At 62.6% G+C, this 20,192-nt stretch carries 18 protein-coding genes; 11 read left to right on the plus strand and 7 right to left on the minus strand.

Annotation, left to right across the window (positions count from 1 at the left end):
- The first annotated feature begins 84 nt into the window (after nucleotides 1–84).
- A complete protein-coding gene (locus OHL12_RS17240; RefSeq protein ID WP_263415176.1) occupies nucleotides 85–1,110 on the plus strand; it encodes an LLM class flavin-dependent oxidoreductase in 1,026 nt (341 codons plus the stop codon).
- A gap of 87 nt (nucleotides 1,111–1,197) precedes the next feature.
- Here OHL12_RS17240 and OHL12_RS17245 read toward each other — a convergent pair whose 3' ends face one another.
- Together OHL12_RS17245 and OHL12_RS17250 are read right to left on the minus strand one after the other, a co-directional pair.
- Nucleotides 1,198–1,917: a hypothetical protein gene (locus OHL12_RS17245; protein ID WP_263415177.1), complete on the minus strand. Its 720-nt coding sequence runs from the start codon at nucleotides 1,915–1,917 to the stop codon at nucleotides 1,198–1,200.
- 91 nt (nucleotides 1,918–2,008) lie between these two features.
- Nucleotides 2,009–2,935, minus strand: coding sequence for an SGNH/GDSL hydrolase family protein (locus OHL12_RS17250; protein WP_263415178.1), 927 nt, complete (start codon nucleotides 2,933–2,935; stop codon nucleotides 2,009–2,011).
- Nucleotides 2,936–3,095: 160 nt separating this feature from the next.
- Between OHL12_RS17250 and OHL12_RS17255 the strand changes: the two genes are divergently transcribed.
- Nucleotides 3,096–4,223 carry an SDR family NAD(P)-dependent oxidoreductase gene (locus tag OHL12_RS17255; protein WP_263415179.1) on the plus strand — a complete coding sequence of 376 codons (1,128 nt, stop codon included), beginning with the start codon at nucleotides 3,096–3,098 and terminating at the stop codon, nucleotides 4,221–4,223.
- Nucleotides 4,224–4,395: 172 nt separating this feature from the next.
- On the opposite strand, the gene OHL12_RS17260 is transcribed toward OHL12_RS17255, so the two are convergent.
- On the minus strand, nucleotides 4,396–5,565 hold the full coding sequence (locus OHL12_RS17260; protein ID WP_263415180.1) for an SPL family radical SAM protein: 1,170 nt from the start codon (nucleotides 5,563–5,565) through the stop codon (nucleotides 4,396–4,398).
- A gap of 272 nt (nucleotides 5,566–5,837) precedes the next feature.
- Here OHL12_RS17260 and OHL12_RS17265 point away from each other — a divergent pair, with 272 nt between their 5' ends.
- From OHL12_RS17265 to OHL12_RS17280, 4 genes are all read left to right on the plus strand, one after another.
- Nucleotides 5,838–6,254 carry a hypothetical protein gene (locus tag OHL12_RS17265; protein ID WP_263415181.1) on the plus strand — a complete coding sequence of 139 codons (417 nt, stop codon included), beginning with the start codon at nucleotides 5,838–5,840 and terminating at the stop codon, nucleotides 6,252–6,254.
- 33 nt (nucleotides 6,255–6,287) lie between these two features.
- Nucleotides 6,288–7,160, plus strand: coding sequence for an N-acetylmuramidase family protein (locus OHL12_RS17270; RefSeq protein WP_263415182.1), 873 nt, complete (start codon nucleotides 6,288–6,290; stop codon nucleotides 7,158–7,160).
- Nucleotides 7,147–7,755, plus strand: coding sequence for a hypothetical protein (locus OHL12_RS17275; RefSeq protein WP_263415183.1), 609 nt, complete (start codon nucleotides 7,147–7,149; stop codon nucleotides 7,753–7,755). Before OHL12_RS17270 ends, OHL12_RS17275 begins: the two co-directional genes overlap by 14 nt.
- Nucleotides 7,756–7,887: 132 nt before the next feature.
- The gene (locus tag OHL12_RS17280; RefSeq protein ID WP_263415184.1) at nucleotides 7,888–9,282 is read left to right on the plus strand and encodes an esterase-like activity of phytase family protein; all 1,395 of its coding nucleotides are present in this window, start codon (nucleotides 7,888–7,890) and stop codon (nucleotides 9,280–9,282) included.
- A gap of 72 nt (nucleotides 9,283–9,354) precedes the next feature.
- On the opposite strand, the gene OHL12_RS17285 is transcribed toward OHL12_RS17280, so the two are convergent.
- Both OHL12_RS17285 and guaB read right to left on the minus strand, forming a co-directional pair.
- Nucleotides 9,355–9,879 (minus strand): PEP-CTERM sorting domain-containing protein, encoded by a 525-nt coding sequence (locus tag OHL12_RS17285; protein WP_263415185.1) that lies wholly within the window; start codon nucleotides 9,877–9,879, stop codon nucleotides 9,355–9,357.
- Nucleotides 9,880–10,046: 167 nt separating this feature from the next.
- Nucleotides 10,047–11,570, minus strand: coding sequence for an IMP dehydrogenase (gene guaB, locus OHL12_RS17290; protein ID WP_263415186.1), 1,524 nt, complete (start codon nucleotides 11,568–11,570; stop codon nucleotides 10,047–10,049).
- Nucleotides 11,571–11,670: 100 nt separating this feature from the next.
- Here guaB and OHL12_RS17295 point away from each other — a divergent pair, with 100 nt between their 5' ends.
- Nucleotides 11,671–12,090, plus strand: a complete 420-nt coding sequence (locus tag OHL12_RS17295; RefSeq protein WP_263415187.1) for a hypothetical protein — start codon at nucleotides 11,671–11,673, stop codon at nucleotides 12,088–12,090.
- A 98-nt stretch (nucleotides 12,091–12,188) separates the two neighbouring features.
- On the opposite strand, the gene OHL12_RS17300 is transcribed toward OHL12_RS17295, so the two are convergent.
- Both OHL12_RS17300 and OHL12_RS17305 read right to left on the minus strand, forming a co-directional pair.
- Nucleotides 12,189–14,297: an alpha/beta hydrolase family protein gene (locus OHL12_RS17300; protein WP_263415188.1), complete on the minus strand. Its 2,109-nt coding sequence runs from the start codon at nucleotides 14,295–14,297 to the stop codon at nucleotides 12,189–12,191.
- 433 nt (nucleotides 14,298–14,730) lie between these two features.
- The gene (locus OHL12_RS17305) at nucleotides 14,731–15,084 is read right to left on the minus strand and encodes a hypothetical protein (protein ID WP_263415189.1); all 354 of its coding nucleotides are present in this window, start codon (nucleotides 15,082–15,084) and stop codon (nucleotides 14,731–14,733) included.
- 397 nt (nucleotides 15,085–15,481) lie between these two features.
- On the opposite strand from OHL12_RS17305, the gene rpsL reads away from it, so the two are divergent.
- The 4 genes from rpsL (at nucleotide 15,482) to tuf (ending at nucleotide 20,095) form a co-directional block, all read left to right on the plus strand.
- Complete coding sequence (rpsL, locus tag OHL12_RS17310; protein ID WP_263415190.1) at nucleotides 15,482–15,865, plus strand: 30S ribosomal protein S12; 384 nt, start codon at nucleotides 15,482–15,484, stop codon at nucleotides 15,863–15,865.
- A 90-nt stretch (nucleotides 15,866–15,955) separates the two neighbouring features.
- A complete protein-coding gene (gene rpsG / locus OHL12_RS17315; protein WP_263415191.1) occupies nucleotides 15,956–16,429 on the plus strand; it encodes a 30S ribosomal protein S7 in 474 nt (157 codons plus the stop codon).
- A 205-nt stretch (nucleotides 16,430–16,634) separates the two neighbouring features.
- Nucleotides 16,635–18,725, plus strand: a complete 2,091-nt coding sequence (gene fusA, locus OHL12_RS17320) for an elongation factor G (protein WP_263415192.1) — start codon at nucleotides 16,635–16,637, stop codon at nucleotides 18,723–18,725.
- A 182-nt stretch (nucleotides 18,726–18,907) separates the two neighbouring features.
- On the plus strand, nucleotides 18,908–20,095 hold the full coding sequence (tuf, locus tag OHL12_RS17325) for an elongation factor Tu (protein ID WP_263415193.1): 1,188 nt from the start codon (nucleotides 18,908–18,910) through the stop codon (nucleotides 20,093–20,095).
- Nucleotides 20,096–20,192: the final 97 nt, after the last annotated feature.

Here is a 20,192-nt window from a genome sequence, read left to right on the forward strand (position 1 = left end):
GACCCGAGTAGAGCTTGAGCCAAGCATGCGATGCATCCTCCGCATTAGTTCGACATCGAAATAACGAGCAAGAGGGACACAGACATGCAACTCGGCATTGATAGCTTCATCGCGCACCGTCCAGACCCGGTCACAGGGGAGATGGTCTCGGCGCAGCAACGGATGGCCAACCTGGTCGATGAGATCGTCGCCGCCGACCAGGCCGGACTCGATTCCTTCGGTCTGGGCGAGCACCATCGGGAAGAGTTCCTGGACTCTGCGCCCGCCGTCATCCTCGCTGCAGCCGCTTCGCGCACCAGCCAGATCCGACTCGCCTCGGCTGTAACGGTGCTTAGCGCGGCCGATCCTGTGCGCGTCTTCCAGGAGTTCGCCACACTGGATCTGCTCTCGAACGGCCGTGCGGAGATCGTCGCTGGGCGCGGCTCCTTCATTGAGTCGTTTCCGCTATTCGGCTTCCGCTTAGAGGACTACGACGCGCTCTTTGCGGAGAAGCTCGACCTGTTGCTGCAGTTGCGCGAACACAACCCGATCACGTGGAAGGGCAAGTTCCGTCCTGCGCTCGACACTCAGGGCGTCTTTCCAAGGCCAGTGCAGCAACGGTTGCCGGTGTGGCTTGGCGTCGGCGGTACACCCCAATCGTTCATTCGCGCCGGCGTTCTGGGGCTGCCGCTGATGGTCGCCATCATCGGCGGCGAGCCTCACCGCTTCCGGCCGCTCATCGACCTCTATCGGCAGGCGGGAGCGCAGTCCGGGCACGCCCCAGAGGACCTGAAGGTTGGCGTGCACGTGCTGGGTCACATTGCAGAAACGAATGAGATCGCGGCAGACGACTTCTTCCCCGGCTATGCACGTGAGTTCACCAACATCGGCAAGGAGCGCGGTTGGCCGCCCGTCACGCGCGCGCAGTTCGATGCCCTGCGCCGTCCCAAGGGAGCCCTGATGGTTGGCGACGCGCAGTACGTAGCGGAAAAGCTGAAGACGCTGGACCAAGACCTGGGCGGCCTTGCGCGCATCCAGCTTCAGACCAGCGTGGCCGGCCTGAACCACGCGCAGGCGATGCACTCCATCGAACTCTATGGCGCGCAAGTCGCTCCACTGCTGCGCGCCTGAACGGATCCAACCGAGACGGGAAAGCCCCAGCCTTCGGGTTGGGGCTTTATGTTGTAATCACGCCACCTGAGGACCGGGCTTGCTGCTTCACTTACGCGCGGCCTTGGGCACGTTGCGACCGAAGTGGAAAGCCGGGCCAACCGAGTAGCGGAAGCTGAAGCCGCCATGATCAAGGATGGTGTCGAACGGGTGGTTCCAGCCTGCATCGAACTGGACACGTGCGCCCAGGTGCTTCATCACCGGGAACTCCACGCCGCCGCCCGCTCCGTAAGCGCCATACCAATCGGTTAGGTAGCCTTGTGGAGCTAGCTGCGCCGCCACCAGAGTGTTGACCGGATCGTTCGGATGCGGTGTTCCTCGAATGTGGAACGCAGCCAGAACAGGGCGGGCAAAGAAGGTGGCCGCGTGATACTTGCGGAAGATCAACTGTCCACCTGCGGTAAAGGTCTGGATGGTGACATCCACGGGCAGGTTTAAGGAGTAGCCCGGCGGCAGTTCAGCGGCCAGTTGCTGACGCAACGCCTGTGTGGCGATCCCCGGAGTAAGGTGTGTCGACCCATTCTGCGTGGAGTAGTCGAAGCCGTAAGAGAGCCACCGGTTGGCGGTGACGCCGGCCTGCAGGTGGAAGCCGATCTGGTTGATGTTGTTCAACCCAGGCGTGTTCAGGTCGCTAAAGCCGGTATATAGATCGAAGCGACCCACGTACGGCGTTTGCGCCTGACCGACGGCTGTGCTGAATATAGCGGCGGCAAACGAGATTGCTAGAGCCAAGCCGGTGCGACGGACCGCAAGACGAGAGTTCGGCATTTCATGATTCCTTGCGTCACCGGAGTCAGCCGATGCGGCGCTGCTGCATCGCATCGGTGTACGAGAGCTTATGCCATCGTTGTCCTGACTGTCACAATGCAGATCTGCGGCGCCGCAATGCGCCGACAGAAGCCGTTACTCCGGTGGCTAACAGAAATAGCGAAGACGGCTCAGGCGTTGCCGCCGCTGGCGTTACAGCCGCGGCGAAGTTCTGCGCAAGGATCGTGTCGGCCGCGGTGGTTGGGTGCAGGTCGTCAAAGAAGATGTAGCCGTTGCAGTTGGGATAGGCTGCCAGGTTCGTCAGGCACGGGGTGACGCCGTTGCTGAACGTCGTTGTGTCCGCCAGGATCGTGTTGAAGACAGCGTTGGTATCGAAGAGGGTCGCCCCGGAAGGCAGACCAGACTGTAGTGCGGTGTTGAAGGTGCTGCTGTATAGGGCAGCTTCGGCACTTTCGCCGTCCCCCAGGTAGCGCGGCACGGCGCCCAGATTCGGCAGGTTCGGCACCAGTATGTTTCTGGCGCCTTCGCCTTGGAGCGTTGTTACGTAGCCGAGGATGTTGCTGGCTGCTGCGAGCGCCGCAGTCGTCGCCTGTGCGCTGGTTGGATTGGAAAGGGCGTCGAAATCGTTCGCGCCACCCCAGACCACGGTCAGGGCGCTCGACAATTGGGAGGCGGACAGGCCGCTGTACTGGATCTCCTGTGCCATGCCTGGCAGACCTGACAAACCGTACGATCCGTTGAGAACGTTCGCTGACCCGGAGGTCGCTCCGCCGTATGCGAAGTCCAGCAGCGGCACGTTCAGAGTGCCGGCCAACTGCTCGACAGCGACGGGGCCGTTCGAGAAACGTCCGCCAACGTAAGGAAACGGCGGGAAAAGGCCGTGTGTCGCAGCGAGCACGTTGCCGTTATCCGAAAGGCTGTCGCCGAACACCACGACCGAGGTGATGGGATCGGCGTGGGCGGGCACGACGGCAAGGGACAAGGCGGCGCTTGCAACAAGGGCGAGAAGAGTACGCACGAGGGATCTCCGGGGGTGAGAATGCGTGGTGACTGCTGCGCGAGATTGAGTTGTGACCTCTAGGATTCAGAACCCCGTGTCGGGGTTGATCGTGGGGTGATTGTTTCTGCGGCGAATCTCAGCGCTGACCCGCCGTTACCGCAACCGCTACGATGAAGGCATGACCCACCAGAAGCGTGCACTTGTGACCGGCGGCGCCGGTTTGATCGGCTCCCACATTGTTGACCTGCTGCTGTCGGAAGGCTGGACCGTTCGCATTCTGGACAACCTGGAACCGAATACGCACAAGTTCGGCAAGCCGGCTTGGGTCAACCCGAAAGCTGAGTTCGTGCAGGGCAATGTGCAGGACTACGAGACGATGAAGGCCGCACTGACCGACATCGATGTGGTCTGGCACGAAGCCGCGTACGGCGGTTACATGCCCGAGATGGCGAAGTACGTTCTGGTGAACAGCTTCGGCACGGCGCAGATGCTGGAGATCATCCGCGACCACAATTTGCCCATCAAGAAAGTCATCGTGGCGAGTTCGCAGGCCGTGTACTCCGAAGGTGCGGCGCTTTGCCCGAAGCACATCAAGGTGGTGCCGCATATCCGCCCGGTGGAGCAGTTGCGGGCGGGCGACTTCACGGTGCACTGCCCGATCTGCAACCAGGTGACGCAGTCGATCCCGACGCCGGAGGACACGCCCGGCGGTGGCGAAACCGTGTACGCCCTGACCAAGGTGGATCAGGAAAAGCTCGTGTTGCTGTGGGGCAAGCAGACGGGTATTCCGACTGTCGCGCTGCGGTACTCGTGCACGTATGGGCCGCGGCAGTCGCTGTTCAATCCGTACACCGGCGTGATTGCTATCTTCTGCACGCGGCTGCTGAACGGGCTGCAGCCGGTGATGTATGAGGACGGCGGACAGACGCGGGACATGTGCTTTGTGGAGGACATTGCGCGCGCCAACCTGCTGGTTGCGGAGACGGACAAGCTGGACGGTTTGCCGGTGAATGTGGGCAGCGGAAAGGCGACGAGTGTTCGGCGGCTTGCGGAAGTGATCGCGGAGCAGCTTGGCGTCGACATCCATCCGCTGGCGCGTGGTGAGTTCCGGCCAGGCGAAATTCGCTATCTCACTTCGGATATTTCGCGGATCCAGAGCGCTGGATACGCTCCGCAGGTCTCCATCGAGGAAGGCATCGGGCGTTATCTGGGGTGGATCAAGACGCAGGGCGAAGTGAAGGATTACTTCTCAGACATCGAGGCTGGTTTGCGGGCTAAGGGGATTGTGCAGAGCGTGAAGGGGTAGACTCTCCCCCTCCCCTGCCAATTTGCAAGTTCTTCATACGGCGGGAGTTGCGGAGAGATGGCCTGCTAAGTTCTTCTTTTGCTTGAGCTTGCGCTCAAGTTCCTGCCATTGAGCAACTTAGAAGCCGCTGCACTGAATCTGGTGCAGCGGCTTTTGTCGTTCGTGGCGCCGCTTAGTTCAGGGCGAAGAGGGAGCCTTGCAGGCCGACGTGGTCGGAGGCTGAGGGCTTCTTTACCCCTGCGGTGCGGTTTTGCGTGGTGAAGGTGCGGCCCTGGACTGAGGTGCCGCGGGGTTCGCTGGTCGCGGATTGTGGGTCGCCGGCGTATCGGGTGAGCAGGGCGTCGGTGAGGCGTTCGCAGAGGCCGTAGCGGCGGCAGCTTGCCTGGACGAGGGCGTTGAGGCGCTCGCGGTAGGGGCGGTCCGCGAAGTCCATGCTGCGGAAGCGTTCCAGGTGCTCGGCCTGCAGGTGCGGAAAGTGGTCGCGGATGAACTGGAAGTACGTCGGGCGGGAGCAGCTCTTGAGGAAGAGCGGCATCGCAGCGAAGAAGCTGGCGTCGACCTCCTTCGCGAGCTTGGCCATGCGATCGATCTCGGTTGGGCCGTCGGTGATGCCGGGCAGCAGCGGTGAGTTCAGAATGCCGGTGCGGATGCCTGCCTCGCGAAGCCGCTGGACGGTGCGGAGGCGAAGGTCGGGACGTGGAGCGCGCGGTTCGAGCTTGCGGGCGAGGTCGGCCTCGGGCGTGGTGATAGTGATGTGGATGACGAGCGTGCTGTGCTGGTCGATCTGCTGCAGCAGATCGATGTCGCGTTCGATGAGCGTGGACTTGGTCACGATCCCGAGGCGCAGGCCCTGCTTGCGAGCCATGACTTCCAGCAGGCTGCGGGTGACGCCGGATCGGCGCTCGATGGGCTGCCAGGGATCAGTGGCGGTGCCGAGTGCGATCTCCTCGTGCAGTCGGTTCTGCCTGGCGAGGCGGCGCAGGTCCTGTTCGAGGAGCCAGGCGGCATTTTGCTTGACGAAGATCTCGCGTTCAAAGGCCTCGGGAGCGCGAAGGCCGGGGTCGGCGGCTTGGTCCGGCTGCGGTGAGCCTTCCAGGAACTCGTGGGTGTAGCGGGCGTAACAGTAGCGGCAGCCGAACTCGCAGCCGCGGTAGGGGTTGATAGACCACGCCATCCAGTGCAGGCGTTTGCTGACGGATTTGTTGAGGATCGAGCGGCTCTGGAGGGCGCGGAAGCGAACGTCGTGGCCGACGTCGATCTGTTCAGCATCGGCTGCGGCGCGACCAAGGGCGGTGAGGCGAGGCTGGAGGATGGGAAACAGGGTGTCGGTGGTATTCGCCATTTCTTCGCCTCGCAGGTTCGAGCCTAGATCAAGGGGAACGGCGGGTCAACCCTGCACCGCGGTTTGGTTCGATGTGGTTGCATACCGCAGTAATCTGGGGATGAGCGTCGCTCAAGCTCGAACAGATTGAGGACTTTCGTCCTAGGAGTGAGGTTTCCAATTGCCCGATTGCATGCGATAAAGCGGCTGAAGAAGCTGCTTTGCGGGTGTCCCTCGGCGCGCGGCGTCGGTGCTAGACTGCAAGGGCCAATCCGGGCGAGTGTGAGGTTTTCTTGGCGAAGTATCCCTCGAATAGCAGCGTCACGATCGATGGCCTAACGGTGAACACGTTCTCTACCCTGGCTGGGATCTCGTCGGTGGTGGATGGATCGGGGCTGCCGCAGATGGGCAGCATGGCGCCGACGCTGGAGTTCTCCGCGGACATTCACGACCAGAAGGCGATCCCGTTTGCGACGGTCCGGAAGCTGTTTGACCTGTGCAACCTGCCTACGCGGGACAAGATCAAGGACGTAAAGGTGGAGTTCTGGACGGATGAGAACCGGACGGACGTGATCCTGAGCCTGACGTTTCGCGGATGGGTGAGTTCGTGGATGGTGACGAGTGGCGGCGGAACGAACCATATTCTGTCGTTTTCGCTGCAGCCTGAGTTGAACCAGAACCACTACGCCGACATCAAGATTGGCAACTAAGGGCGCAGATGTGCGGTGGCGGCCGGAGTGGCGATGCCTGAGCAGAGACTGATTGAGGCAGTGGGGCCGGGGATGCCGAACCGCGCGAACGACGTTCGCCTGGTGCAGCGGCTGCTGGACCGGAACGCTGCGCTGACGGGCAGCCACGTGAACCCGACCGGGACCTGGGATTCCGCGACTGCAGCGGCGGTGGTGAACTTTCAGCGGCGCGTATTGCGAAGCTCGTTTCCGACGGGCATTGTGAAGCCGGAGGACGAGACGTTCTGGCGGCTTTCGGAGACGAGCCCGAGGCGGATGCTTGCAGGAGCGCTGGGCGGCATCGTGCTGGCGCCGTTTGTGGGAGAGGATCGGCCGAGCGAGGACGACTACCAGCAGGCGGCCAAGCGACTGAACTGCGAGGTGCGCGCGATCAAGGCAGTGACCGCAATCGAGTCACCGAAAGGACCGTATGACAAGATGGGGCGGCCGACCATCCTGTTTGAGCGGCACTACTTCAGCCGGTTGACGCTGCGGCGGTATGACGGGCGGTATCCCGCGATCTCGAATCCGGTGGCGGGCGGGTATTCCTTTCCGGAGCCGGACCAGTACGTGCGGCTGCAGCATGCGTATGCGCTGAATGCGGATGCGGCGCTGAAGTCGGCGTCGTGGGGAGCGTTCCAGATTATGGGTGCGAACTTTGCGGCGGCGGGGTACGGCACGGTGGGGCAGTTTGTGCGGGCGATGTGCCAGTCCGTGGGGCAGCAACTGGATGCGTTCGTGTCATTCATTCACTCGAACCCGACGCTGCTGCACGCGATTCAACAGAAGAACTGGGCGGCGTTTGCGAACAGCTATAACGGGCCCTCGTACCGGAAGAACTTGTATGACACGAAGCTGGCGGCGGCGTATAGCCATGCGACGGACTAGCACGGTTACGGTGTTGTGCTGCCTCGCCGCGACGACTGCAGCGGCGATGGGCGTAGCGCAGCGTTTTGTGCTGAAGCCGCTGCCAGTGCCGGAGGCGCGAGGCGTTCTGGCACGGCTGGATACGAGTCTGCTGCCGGACGGGGCAAAAGGCCTGCAGTTCGTGCGTGGGCAGGTCTTCCGCGTGGAAACTACCGGCAAGCCGGAAGTTTCCGTGCTACCGGTGCAGTTTTACACGGCAGAGCCGGGGCTGGTGCAAGGGATCGACCGGCGGACCGACCTGTGTGGTCTGCTGCTGGTCGATGCCGCGGGCAAGACCCGGTTTGAGCCGCTGGCCGACAACGGAACGGACGGCGCGGTGCAGTGCAGCGGAGTGCAAGGTGTGGGGCTGGCCCGCCCAACGGGCGATCACCCTGAGGTGCTGATGCTGTTTCGTGTGCACACGGTACATCGGAGCTGGTCGGACCCGTATGCGGTGACGTGGAGCGGCAACGATGGGCGGTATGTGATGGAGCACCTGTCTCTGCCAGCGGGCATGGCGACGAGCGATACGCTGACGATCCCGCAACTCCGGCGGTGGGTGAACGCGGGCAAGTAGCCTGCCCGTTGCGCTTTTCACAATGGACAACTCTGCGCGGCTTCTGTCCACGATTCACGTGGAGTACACAGGGGCGCGAGACACTTCCGACACAGATTTCTACTCCCCCTCACAGGATCGGAAGGTACAGCCGTGACAGGTTCCACGAAGTTTGCCCAGCGGGCATTGGCGATGGTGGCGTTTGTGTGCGCAGCGGGCGCGCAGGCACAGGTGAAGTTGTTGGCGACAGGTACGTTGAGCGGGACAAGCGCCGGCTATGATGCGGACCTGTCTGGATTGACGGGAACGCTGGAGAATGGCGTGCCGGCGAACCAGTTGGGTGGCCTGGGATCGGGCATCACGTATGTGTCGACGGATCGCTTCCTGGCGGTGCCGGACCGCGGGCCGAACGCGGTGACGTACAACGCGCTGGTGGACAACACGGACAGCTACATCAACCGGTTCCACACGATCAAGATGAACCTGCAGGCGAACACGAGCGGAAGCGGCCTGCCGTTTACGATCGCGCCGACGGTTGAGAAGACGACACTGCTGTCGAGCCCGTCGGCTCTGGTGTATGGCAGCGGTGCGGGGCTGGGCGTTGGGCCGGGTGCGCCTGCGCAGAACTATGTGAGCCAGTACTTTTTCACCGGGCGGTCAGACAATTTCGACCCGACGCAGAGCTCGGGCAATACGGCCGACGCGCGGCTGGATCCGGAAGGCATTCGGCTGTCCAACGATGGTTTGAGCGTGTTTATTTCGGACGAGTACGGCCCGTATATCTACCAGTTCAACCGCGCAAAGGGTACGCGCACGCGGACGTTCACGCTGCCGGCGAAGTACTTTGTCAGCAAGCTGGCACCGGTGGGCGACACCGAGATTAGCGGCAACACGAGCGGACGCACGGCGAACAAGGGTGTGGAAGGGCTGGCGCTGACTCCGGATGGCAAGACGCTGGTGGCGATGGTGCAGGCGCCGCTGATCCAGGATCAGAATGCGGGCGCGACCAACCTGCTGCGCTTTGTGACGATTGACGTGGCGAGCGGCAACGTGACGCACGAGTACGCCTACAACCTGACGAAGGGCTCGGGCGTGAGCGAGATCATTGCGCTGAACAACGACGAGATCCTGGTGGATGAGCGCGACGGCAAGGGCCTGGGCGATGGCTCTTCGGCGAAGTACAAGCAGGTGTACAAGGTGCGGTTTACGGGCGCGACGGATGTGAGCAACATGGCAGGTCCGCAGGCGACGCAGAACGCGGTGTCGAAGACGCTGTTCCTGGACATCGTGAACGTCCTGACTGCGACGAACCTGTTCACGGCAACGACGATCCCAGCGAAGATCGAGGGCTTAGCGTTTGGGCCGGATGTGCAGGTGAACGGTGTGGCGACGCACACGCTGTGGGTGGCGAACGATAATGACTTCCTGCAGGACTACAACGGTGCGACGAACTCGAATCCGAACCGGTTCTTTGTGTTCGGGTTTACGGACAGCGACCTGGGTGGGTCGGTGTACGTGCCGCAGACCCGGACGGGCAACTTGAACTAAGTGGGTGCAGATGCAAAGAAGGCCCGGCAGTGATGCCGGGCTTTTCTGTTGTGCCGGAAGAATGGTGGATGACTACGCGAGAGTAGCCGAAGACGCTGAGGCGGTGAAGCGCTTGCTGAGGAAGACGCCGCCAATCGCAAGCAGGCCGGTGAAGGACAGCAGAACGCTAGAGGGCTCGGGTGCCGATCCTAACGTGGAGAGGCTGACGGTGGCTGCCTGATTGAAGTAGTTACCGGCGGAGTCGAAGCCCTGGATGTAATAGCCCGGACCGCCGTTGAAGAGGTAAAGGTTCGCCGTGCCGAAGATGCCGGAGAGCTCGAGTCCGTTCACGTCGAAGAGCCGGGAGTCAGCGGGAAAGAAGAGATCATCCGCGCCGAAGACGGAGTTCGTCGGATCCGTGACGGAGATGGTGCCCGGAAAGCCCGCGAAACCAGGCGACACGGAGGTGATGAGAAAGCTGCCATCGCCCTGGTTGGCGCCCGAGATGGAACCGGAGTAGGTGGTGCTGTCTGTACTGACGGAGATGTTGAAGGTGTCGGCGTGAGCGGCGACAGGAAGCAACAGAAGGGAGAAGAGAGCAGGAACAAATCCGCGCAAGGGAAAGACCTCCAGGCCTTTGGGGGAAGTGGCGTGTTGCTGTAGATAGGATGTCTCCCACTTTCGTGTTAGCTGTGAAGGGTCTGTGAAAAGCTGCTGGCGATTGCGGCGGAAACAGCAAACGGCCATCCGAAGATGGCCGCGTTCTGTGATGCTGAAGTGCCTGACTACTCGGCGTGGTAGTTGGGAGCTTCGCGGGTGATGACGACGTCGTGAACGTGCGATTCGCGGAGGCCGGCACCGGAGATGCGGACGAAGCGGGCGTTCTGCTGCAGTTCGGGGATGGTGGAGCAGCCGAGATAGCCCATGCCGCTGCGAAGGCCGCCGACGAGCTGGTAGATCATGTCGCCGAGCGGTCCACGGTAGGGTACGCGGCCCTCAATGCCTTCGGGAACGAACTTGGCGAGGCGGTTGTTGTTGCTGGGCTCGGGCGCGGTGAGCGAGGGTTTCTGCTCTGCCAGTGGCGAGAGGTCGTCCTTGCCCTGGAAGTAGCGCTCGCCTGAGCCCTGGGACATGGCGGAGAGTGAGCCCATGCCGCGGTAGGCCTTGAACGTCCGGCCCTGGTAGAGGATGGTTTCGCCCGGCGACTCGTCCACACCGGCGAAGAGCGAACCGATCATGATCACAGCAGCGCCGGCGGCGATGGCCTTGGTGATGTCGCCGGAGTACTTGATACCGCCGTCGGCGATGACGGAGATGCCGGCTTCCTCAGCGGCGCGGGCGGCCTCGGCGATAGCGGTGATCTGCGGCATGCCGGCGCCGGTGACCATGCGGGTGGTGCAGATGGAGCCGGGGCCGATGCCGACCTTGACGGCGTCTGCGCCGGCATCGATGAGCGCTTTGCAGCCGTCGTAGGTGGCGATGTTGCCGGCGAGCAGATCGACTTGTGGAAAGCGCTTCTTGACCTGGGCGACGGCATCGAGCACGCGCGAGGAGTGGCCGTGGGCGGAGTCGATGGCGAGGGCGTCGGCACGGGCCTCGACCAGGGCGGCGGCGCGTTCCAGGTAGTCGCCGGTCGCGCCGATAGCGCCGGCGACGCGGAGGCGGCCCTGCTCGTCCTTGCAGGCGTTGGGGTACTTCAGCTTTTTCTGGATGTCCTTGACGGTGATGAGGCCCTTGAGTTCGAAGGCATCGTTGACAACCAGGAGCTTTTCGACGCGATGCTGGTGCAGGATGTGCTCGGCGTCTTCAAGGGTGGTGCCGACCGGGACGGTGATGAGGTTTTCCTTGGTCATCACGTCGGAGATGGGGATGTCGGTGCGGTTGACGAACCGGAGATCGCGGTTGGTGAGGATGCCGACGAGCTTGCCCTTGTTGGTGACGGGAACGCCGGAGATTTTATAGCGGCGCATTACTTCGAGCGCTGCGGCGATGGGCTGGTCGGGTTCGATGGTGACCGGGTCGACGATCATGCCGGACTCGGAACGCTTAACCTTATCGATCTCCGACGCCTGCTGCTGGATGGTGAGGTTGCGGTGGACGACGCCCATGCCGCCGGCCTGGGCCATGGCGATGGCGAGGCGGGACTCGGTGACGGTGTCCATGGCCGCGGAGAGCAGCGGCGTGTTGAGGGTGATGCGGCGCGTGAGTCGCGTGGCGGTGGAGACCTGAGTGGGAACGACGTCGGAGAAGGCGGGGACGAGCAGGACGTCGTCGAAGGTGAGGGCTTCTGGTACGGGTACTACGAGCATAGGGTTCTTGGAAGTGTAGGACGAGGTGGGTGGGGATGCAAACCGGTCATTCTTTACTTAGTCTGATCGGTGTACCACCTTGTGAGATTCGAGGCAGCTGGTGCGGGACGAATTTGAGTTCATTTCATTGAAGGCAGATGCCGACTACAACAAGCCCGGTGCTCGCATGACCATGGGATGGATGTTTGCTGCAGCCTTTCTCGCACTTCCAGCTCGGCTGGTCTTTGACTCATTCGGTAAAGGTGCTTGTGGGAACGTTGCTTACTTCTCGTTCTACTTCGGACTGCTGATCGCGCGCGATCATTGGTTTCTGCACAGAACGATGAGGTTTTGGTTGGTAGCTTTTATCTTTAGCGTGTCACACCTCGCGCTCATCGCTGCCTTCTGGCATTCCCATTTAGCACTGAACCGATGGAGCTTTTATCCTGTCGCTGCGCTCGACCTGACCCTCTGCGCCAAGTGGATCAGGGGACCAAGAGCTTCTGAAGATGTGGGCGAAGTTAGCGAGACGTGCGAATAAGCAGCCCTACTTATCCATTCATGGATGGAATGTGCACCAAATAGACGGCTTCTTCTTGGCGCAAAGAACGCACGAGAGTGAAGTAGATCGGAGTCGTGCTAACGGGTGGAGGCGCGCTGGTCTGCGCCTGGCTGTCCGTTCAGGTACTGCTCGAACCAGTCCGCGGTGCGGATGTTGCGATCGCGGATGTGGACGGGGTTGACGAAGCCGTGGCCTTCAGCGGGGTAGATGACGAGCTGGGTCTTGACGCCTTCGGCGCGGAGGGCGTGCCAGAACTCGTAGCTTTGGGGCGCGGGGCACTCGCCGTCGCGGTCGCCGACGATGACCAGGGTCGGGGTCTTCACATTCTTGATGTAGGTGATGGCTGAGCTCTTCTCGTAGACCTTGGGGTCGTCGTAGACGGAGGCGCCGAAGAACGGGACCATCCACTGGTCGATCGAGTTTTCGCCGTAGTAGCTGAGCCAATCGGAGATGCCGGCGCCCGCGACCGCGGCGTGGAAGCGGTGAGTCTGGGTGACGCCGAACATGGTCATGAAGCCGCCGTAGCTCCAGCCGGTAAGGCCGAGGCGGTTGTCGTCGACGGGGTACTGTTTTTCGACCTGGTCGACGCCGGCGAGGATGTCGCGGAGATCGCCGTAGCCGAAGTCCTTGCGGTTGGCCTGCACGAACGCCTCGCCCTGGCCGAAGGAGCCGCGCGGATTTGGCCGCAGAAGGAAGTAGCCGAGCTGGGTGTAGATGCTGTTGCCGCCGAACGATGGAGGCACCTCAGCCGAGGGACCGCCGTGCACGTCGACGATCATGGGGTACTTCTTCGACGGATCGTAGTTGGCGGGCAGGGTGAGCCAGCCCTGGACGTGGAAGTTGTCGTTGGTCCATTCGACGGAAACAGTCTTTGCAGTGGGCTTGATCGCGTCGTTCAGGTGGCTGACGGGGCGGATGCCGCGGAAGTCGCCGGCGTAGATTTCGGGCGCCTTGTCCGGACCGCCGGAGACGAAGGCGAGAGCGCGCGCGGTGGGCGAGAAAGAGAAGGAGAGCGAAGCGCGGCCGCTGCCGATGGACTGCGGCTCGGTCCAGCCGGAGAAGAGCTCCTTCTTGTTGGTGCCGAGCAGGCCGAGGTGCGATTTGCCGCTGACGTCTTCGGAGAAGACGATGTGGTCGGGGTCGGCCCAGGCCAGGTAGACGGGCGTGGAGGGGCGGCCCGGCGTGAGGTCCTGCAGGCCGGAGCCGTCCGCACCCATAAGGTAGATGTCGCCGCCGGTGGAGCCTTGGTCGCTCATGAGGCCACCGATGAAGGCGATGTCCTTGCCGTTGGTCGAGTAGCGCGGGACGGCGATCTGAAGGCCGCTGAGCGAGGCAATCGTGCGCTGCGGGTTGAGGATGCTCTTCGCTGCGTCAGGCTGGCCGACGGGCACGGTGTACATCTGCGCGATCCACCAGGTGTTCTCGCCGGGCGGGTTCGAAGCGGTGAAGGCGATGTGCTTCGCGTCGGGTGCCCAGTCGAACTCATAGGCGTGTAACGCTTTCGGGGTCAGGACGGAGATTGCTCCCGTCTTTGCATCGGCGGCTGCGACCCATTGAACTTCGACGCCGTCTTCGCCGATGACGCCGGCGGGCGGCTTCATGGCGGCGAGGGCGCCGGCGGCGCGGGTCGCGTTCTCGACGTAGAGGAAGCCAATGGACGAGCCGTCAGGCGCCCAGGCGGGCGAGGTCATGGCACCGGTGATGTGGGTGAGCTGCTTGACAGAGCCGGATGCGTTGTCGCGGAGCCAGAGCTGGGGCTGGCCGTCGGCGCAGGTAGCGGTAAAGGCGAGGGTCTTGCCGTCGGGCGACCAGCGCGGGTTGGAGCTGGAGCAGCCTTCGCCGGCGGTCACGGCGGTGTCCTCAGGTTTGGGGCTCTCGATGGCGCTGATGTGGATAGCACCGCCACCACCGCCGCGACGGCCGCCGGGAGCTGCGCCGCCACCGTACAGGGTCCAGGCAATTTGCTTGCCGTCGGGCGAAATCTCGACCGCGCCGGGCTGGCGAAGGCCGGAGTTGCGCTGGCCTTCAAGCGCCTGCATGGCGGCGGCGACGCGCGGGCTGGGCTGGGCCAGCGTCATGTCTGGCGCGGTGCCTGGCTGCGGGCGCTGGGCAGCGAGGGAAAGTGTGGTTGCGGCGAGGGCGGTGCAGGCGAAGAGAGCGCGGCGGGGCGCTGGCGCAAACGACATCCTTTGAGGATATGCGATACGGCCGAGGGCGGCAGGGCGGTGCCGGTTCTGCGCGGGCCTGGGGCGGTTTTAGCGCCGGTAGAGTCGACCGGGGAAATCCGACCGCAGCCGTGGGGCGAGTTGCGCGGCCAGGAAGAAAGGGGGCTCTGCACCAGAGCCCCCTCCTTTTGCTAGCGATGTGGGTGGTGGTGATGGTGACGATGGTGGCGGTAGTGACGGGATTGCGCTGAAGCCGACGTCGGCGCAAAGAATGCGCCAGTGCAGAGCAGCAGAACAACCGCCAAGGTAGTGCGAACGGATTTGGACACTCACGTCTCCTTGAGGGGCTTGCAGGTGTGTGTAGCAGCTTGGAGGTGTGATGCGGAAGGTGCTTGCGGGATGCCCGTCGCAACGATCGCTGGTTCCTCGGCAGATGCCCCGCACTGGATGGCCGCTACCGCGCGCCGAGCGGCTCCTTCTGGCGCTGTTCCGGGGTGGCGTAGAACTTCTGGATTTCGGCCTCGGTGACGCGCATGGTGGAGGCGCCGGAGATGATCATGGCAATTTCTTTGTCCGGGCGGCCCTGGTTGCGGAGAGCTTCGATCTCGTCGGAGAACATGGCGATGATCTGTGGCAGCGGAAAGCGTTCGGGAGGCATGCGGGCGGCGGTGCGGAGGGCAGCCTGAGCTTTCATGGCTTCCTCCAACGGATAGCTCTGCTCGTGCGCCTCGGTCTGGTCGGCCGCGACGGGCGCCTGGCCCGGCGGTGGAGAGTTGTAATTGCGATCCGGGTTTATGTCTTCGGGCATGGCGGGTCTCCCTGCAATTAAAGATGGTGGTTTCCCGATCCCGCGTTGGGTCTGGATGGTCGCAGGCGAGGTCTGGCGTCTCCGGTGGAATGGTACGCCGGGAACGGAAGGTTCGGCGAGGCGCCTCACGGGATAGGGCTTACCTGGAAGCCGAGTGCCGCGGTTGACGCTTTCCGCCAGCATTGATAGAGTGAGAGGGTTGCGAAGTCTCCGTGGTGCGCCTGTTGTACCGGTGTGCGTGGGAGAGGTCTCCTGGAGCGTGTGTCAGAGCCGCTGTGGAGGAGGCCAGGCCGGCGGCGCGGTTTCCGTGCACAGGGCCGGTTCCTAACGCCAGGTTCAGCAGTTTGGTTTCAAGAGCAGTTCCACGTTTCTACGTTTTCGATTCAGGAGTTCATCTGTGCCTACGTTTCATCAGCTTGTGAAGAAGGGGCGCACCGCGCCGAACTACAAAACGGCCAGCCCCGCTCTGCAGGGCTCGCCGCAGCGCCGCGGCGTGTGCACCCGCGTGTACACCCAGACGCCGAAGAAGCCGAACTCGGCGCTGCGCAAGGTTGCGCGTGTTCGCCTGACGAACGGCATTGAAGTCACCTCGTACATTCCGGGCGAAGGCCACAACCTGCAGGAGCACTCGATTGTGCTGATCCGCGGTGGCCGTGTGAAGGACCTGCCGGGTGTTCGCTACCACATCGTTCGCGGCACGCTGGACTCCGTGGGCGTGGCAAAGCGTCTGCAGAGCCGCTCGAAGTACGGCGCAAAGCGTCCGAAGGCCGCTGCCAAGTAGTTTGCGGCGCGCCGGCATGGCGCGCTGCCTGTAACCAAGCCCAGATGCTTGAGAGGTCTACGGCGCTGGGGGAAGAAGAAAAGAGAAGAGATGCCAAGAAAAGGTCATATCGCCAAGCGTGAGGTCGTCGCCGATCCGGTGTACGGTTCCACGCTCGTTACCAAGTTCGTGAACAGCATGATGTGGGGCGGCAAGAAGTCGACCGCGCAGAAGATCTTCTACGCGTCGATGACCGGACTGGAAGCCAAGGGTGGCGGAGACGATGCCCTGAAGCTGTTCAAGAAGGCCGTGGAGAACGTGAAGCCGCTGCTGGAAGTGAAGAGCCGTCGCGTGGGCGGTGCGAACTACCAGGTGCCGATCGAAGTGAACCCGGAGCGCCGCACATCGCTCGCGATCCGCTGGCTGGTAACGTATGCCCGTTCGCGTGGCGAGAAGGGCATGGTCGAGAAGATGACGGCCGAGCTGCTGGACGCTGCCAATGGCCGTGGCGCCGCGATGAAGAAGAAGGAAGACGTGCACCGCATGGCCGAGGCGAACAAGGCCTTCGCGCACTACCGCTGGTAAGAGCACCTCTCTTTGTTTGGCTCTGTTGCTCGGAAACCGGCGGCTCTTGCAGCGCCGGTTTTCCTTGTAGCAGCAAAGTCGAAGTTTATTGAAATGTAACCGCACGCTGGTGCACTACAGCTGCAAGTCAAGTTGCAGAGCAGTGGGCGGAACCGAAACAACTGAACCCCACCGCGGAGCCCGGCTCCGCAGAGAGAACTGAAACGTGGCACGCACAATTCCGCTGAATAAATGCCGCAACATCGGCATCATGGCCCACATCGACGCCGGCAAGACGACGACGACCGAGCGCATCCTGTTCTACACCGGTGTGAACCACCGGATCGGCGAAGTGCACGAAGGCACCGCGACGATGGACTGGATGGAGCAGGAGCAGGAGCGCGGCATCACGATCACGTCGGCCGCGACGACCTGCATGTGGAACGGCATCCGCATCAACATCATCGACACCCCAGGCCACGTGGACTTTACGGCCGAGGTGGAGCGTTCGCTGCGCGTGCTGGACGGCGCGGTGGCGTGCTTCGATGCGGTCGCGGGCGTGCAGCCGCAGTCGGAGACGGTATGGCGCCAGGCGACCAAGTACAAGGTCCCGCGCATTTGCTTCATCAACAAGATGGACAAGAACGGCGGCGATGCCGAGTACGCGACCAAGACGATCGTTGACCGTCTGGGTGCGCGCGCTGTTCTGACACAGATCGCGATCGGTGCCGAAGCGAAGTTTGCCGGCGTGGTCGACCTGGTCAAGATGAAGGCCATTCTGTGGCACGACGAGACCATGGGCGCGCAGTACTCCGTGGAAGAGATTCCGGCTGACCTGAAGGACAAGGCGCAGGAGTTCCGCACGGCCCTGATCGAGGCGGTTGCCGATCAGGACGACGCCCTGATGGAGAAGTACCTGGAAGGCGAGGAACCGACCGAGGCCGAGCTGAAGGCTGCGATCCGCAAGGCGACGATCGGCATGCATATTTTCCCGGTGCTGATGGGTTCGTCGTTCAAGAACAAGGGCGTGCAGACGCTGCTGGACGCGGTGGTCGATTACCTGCCCAGCCCGCTGGACATCCCGCCGATGATCGGACATGACCCGGACGATCCGGAAAAGGAACTGATCCGCAAGCCGGACGACAACGAGCCGTTCTCGGCCCTCGGGTTCAAGATCATGACCGATCCGTTCGTCGGCCAGTTGATCTTTATCCGCAACTACTCGGGCACGCTGAAGACCGGCGACTCGGTGCTCAATCCGCGTACGCGCAAGACGGAGCGCATCGGCCGCCTGCTGAAGATGCACGCGAACAAGCGCGAAGAGATCAACGAGATTCTTGCCGGTGATATCTGCGCGGCCGTGGGTCTGAAGAACCTGATCACGGGCGATACCATCTGCAGCGACAAGGCACCGGTGGTGCTCGAGTCGATCGACTTCCCCGAGCCGGTAATCGAGGTTGCGGTAGAGCCGAAGACGAAGGCCGACCAGGAAAAGATGGGCATCGCGCTGTCGAAGCTGGCCCAGGAAGATCCGACCTTCCGCGTGCGGACTGATCAGACCAACGGTCAGACGATCATCAGCGGTATGGGCGAGTTGCACCTGGAGATCATTGTCGACCGCATGATGCGTGAGCACAAGGTCGAGGCGAACGTCGGTAAGCCGCAGGTGAACTACCGCGAGACGATCCGCACGCAGGCTGAGGCGGAAGGCAAATACATTCGTCAGACGGGTGGTTCGGGTAACTACGGCCACGCGAAAATTCGCATCGAGCCGAACGAGCCTGGCAAGGGCTACGAGTTCTCGAACGACACCAAGGGCGGAGCGATCCCCAAGGAGTACATCAAGCCGATCGACCAGGGCATCCAGGAAGCGATGCAGGGCGGCGTGCTTGCTGGCTACGAGATGGTCGACATCAAAGTGAGCCTGTACGACGGCAGCTACCACGATGTGGACTCGAACGAAATGGCATTCAAGATCGCCGGCTCCATGGCGTTCAAGGATGCCGCGAAGAAGGCAAAGCCCGTTCTGCTGGAGCCGGTGATGGCTGTCGAAGTCACCGTTCCGGAAGACTACATGGGCACGGTGATCGGCGATCTAAACAGCCGCCGCGGCCGTATCGAAGGCATGGAGATGGTGGGTGGTGTGCAGGCGATCAAGGCGACGGTTCCGCTGTCGACCATGTTCGGCTACGCGACCAACCTGCGCGGATCCACGCAGGGCCGCGGTAACTTCACCATGCAGTTTGCGCAGTATGAAGAAGCGCCGAAGCAGGTGAGTGAAGAGATCATCGCGAAGGTTCAGGGTCGCGAGAAGTAGGCATTGCATGCAGCGGATGCGCTTCGCGCGGATCTGCGGCATGAGTAAGCGGATAGCCGGGCTGTTTGCCCGGCTCTTCTGCGAAGTTTTCCTGGGCTTGGAGCCGTATGGTGCGGCAGCCCGAACTTGGGTAATTTGGATGAGCTGCCTGGCAAGCGGCTTTTGACTTTGGAGTAAGTGAGATGGCGAAGGAAAAATTTGACCGGTCCAAGCCCCACGTGAACGTGGGCACGATTGGGCACATCGATCACGGCAAGACGACGCTGACGGCGGCGATCACGAAGGTGTTGTCGAAGCACAACCCGAAGATTGCATTCCGTTCGTTTGACACGATCGACAACGCACCGGAAGAGCGTGAGCGCGGTATTACGATCGCGACGGCGCACGTGGAGTACGAGACGGCGAACCGTCACTATGCCCACGTGGACTGCCCCGGCCACGCCGACTACATCAAAAACATGATCACGGGTGCGGCGCAGATGGACGGCGCGATCCTGGTGGTTGCGGCGACCGACGGCCCGATGCCGCAGACCAAGGAGCACGTTCTGCTGGCTCGCCAGGTTGGCGTTCCGTACATCGTGGTGTTCCTGAACAAGTGCGATGCGGTGGAAGACGCCGAGCTGATCGACCTGGTCGAGATGGAAGTTCGCGAGCTGCTGACGAAGTACGACTTCCCGGGCGACGACGTCCCCGTGATCCGTGGATCGGCCCTGGGCGCGCTGAACGGTGAAGCGCAGTGGGAAGCCAAGATCGACGAGCTGATGGAAGCGGTGGACCAGAACGTTCCGCAGCCGGACCGCCTGGTGGACCTGCCGTTCCTGATGCCGATCGAAGACATCTTCTCGATCTCGGGCCGTGGCACGGTGGTGACGGGCCGTATCGAGCGCGGCAAGATCAACGTGGGTGGACCTGCGGAGATCGTGGGCTTCCGCGAGACGCGCCAGACCGTGGTCACCGGCGTCGAGATGTTCAAGAAGCAGCTGGACGAGGGTCTGGCGGGCGACAACGCGGGTCTGTTGCTGCGCGGTATCGCGAAGGAAGACGTGGAGCGCGGCATGGTGTTGGCCAAGCCGGGATCGATCACGCCGCACACCCAGTTCAAGGGTGAGATCTACGTCCTGTCGAAGGAAGAAGGCGGCCGTCACACGCCGTTCTTCAACGGCTACCGTCCCCAGTTCTACTTCCGTACGACGGACGTGACGGGTTCGGCCAAGCTGCCGGAAGGCACGGAAATGGTGATGCCTGGCGACAACGTCTCGCTCGAGGTCACGCTGCACACGCCGGTCGCGATGGAGAAGGGCTTGCGCTTCGCCATCCGGGAAGGCGGACGCACCGTGGGCGCCGGAACCATCACCGAAATCATCAAGTAAGCCACTGCATGGAGCAGATGCGCTTCGCGTCTGCCCCATGCAAGCTCACATGCAACACCGAAGGGCCGCATCGAACGATGCGGCCCTTCTGCTTGTG

The sequence above is a fragment of the Terriglobus aquaticus genome, assembly GCF_025685415.1.
Classification (GTDB): Bacteria; Acidobacteriota; Terriglobia; order Terriglobales; family Acidobacteriaceae; genus Terriglobus; species Terriglobus aquaticus.

Excerpts from the sequence above, each read along its gene's own strand:
- tuf (WP_263415193.1), top strand. The coding sequence starts at position 18,908 with ATGGCGAAGGAAAAATTTGACCGGTCCAAGCCCCACGTGAACGTGGGC.
- OHL12_RS17300 (WP_263415188.1), bottom strand. The coding sequence starts at position 14,297 with ATGTCGTTTGCGCCAGCGCCCCGCCGCGCTCTCTTCGCCTGCACCGCC.
- OHL12_RS17240 (WP_263415176.1), top strand. The coding sequence starts at position 85 with ATGCAACTCGGCATTGATAGCTTCATCGCGCACCGTCCAGACCCGGTC.
- OHL12_RS17305 (WP_263415189.1), bottom strand. The coding sequence starts at position 15,084 with ATGCCCGAAGACATAAACCCGGATCGCAATTACAACTCTCCACCGCCG.
- OHL12_RS17245 (WP_263415177.1), bottom strand. The coding sequence starts at position 1,917 with ATGCCGAACTCTCGTCTTGCGGTCCGTCGCACCGGCTTGGCTCTAGCA.
- OHL12_RS17270 (WP_263415182.1), top strand. The coding sequence starts at position 6,288 with ATGCCTGAGCAGAGACTGATTGAGGCAGTGGGGCCGGGGATGCCGAAC.
- OHL12_RS17275 (WP_263415183.1), top strand. The coding sequence starts at position 7,147 with ATGCGACGGACTAGCACGGTTACGGTGTTGTGCTGCCTCGCCGCGACG.
- rpsG (WP_263415191.1), top strand. The coding sequence starts at position 15,956 with ATGCCAAGAAAAGGTCATATCGCCAAGCGTGAGGTCGTCGCCGATCCG.
- OHL12_RS17260 (WP_263415180.1), bottom strand. The coding sequence starts at position 5,565 with ATGGCGAATACCACCGACACCCTGTTTCCCATCCTCCAGCCTCGCCTC.
- guaB (WP_263415186.1), bottom strand. The coding sequence starts at position 11,570 with ATGCTCGTAGTACCCGTACCAGAAGCCCTCACCTTCGACGACGTCCTG.
- OHL12_RS17255 (WP_263415179.1), top strand. The coding sequence starts at position 3,096 with ATGACCCACCAGAAGCGTGCACTTGTGACCGGCGGCGCCGGTTTGATC.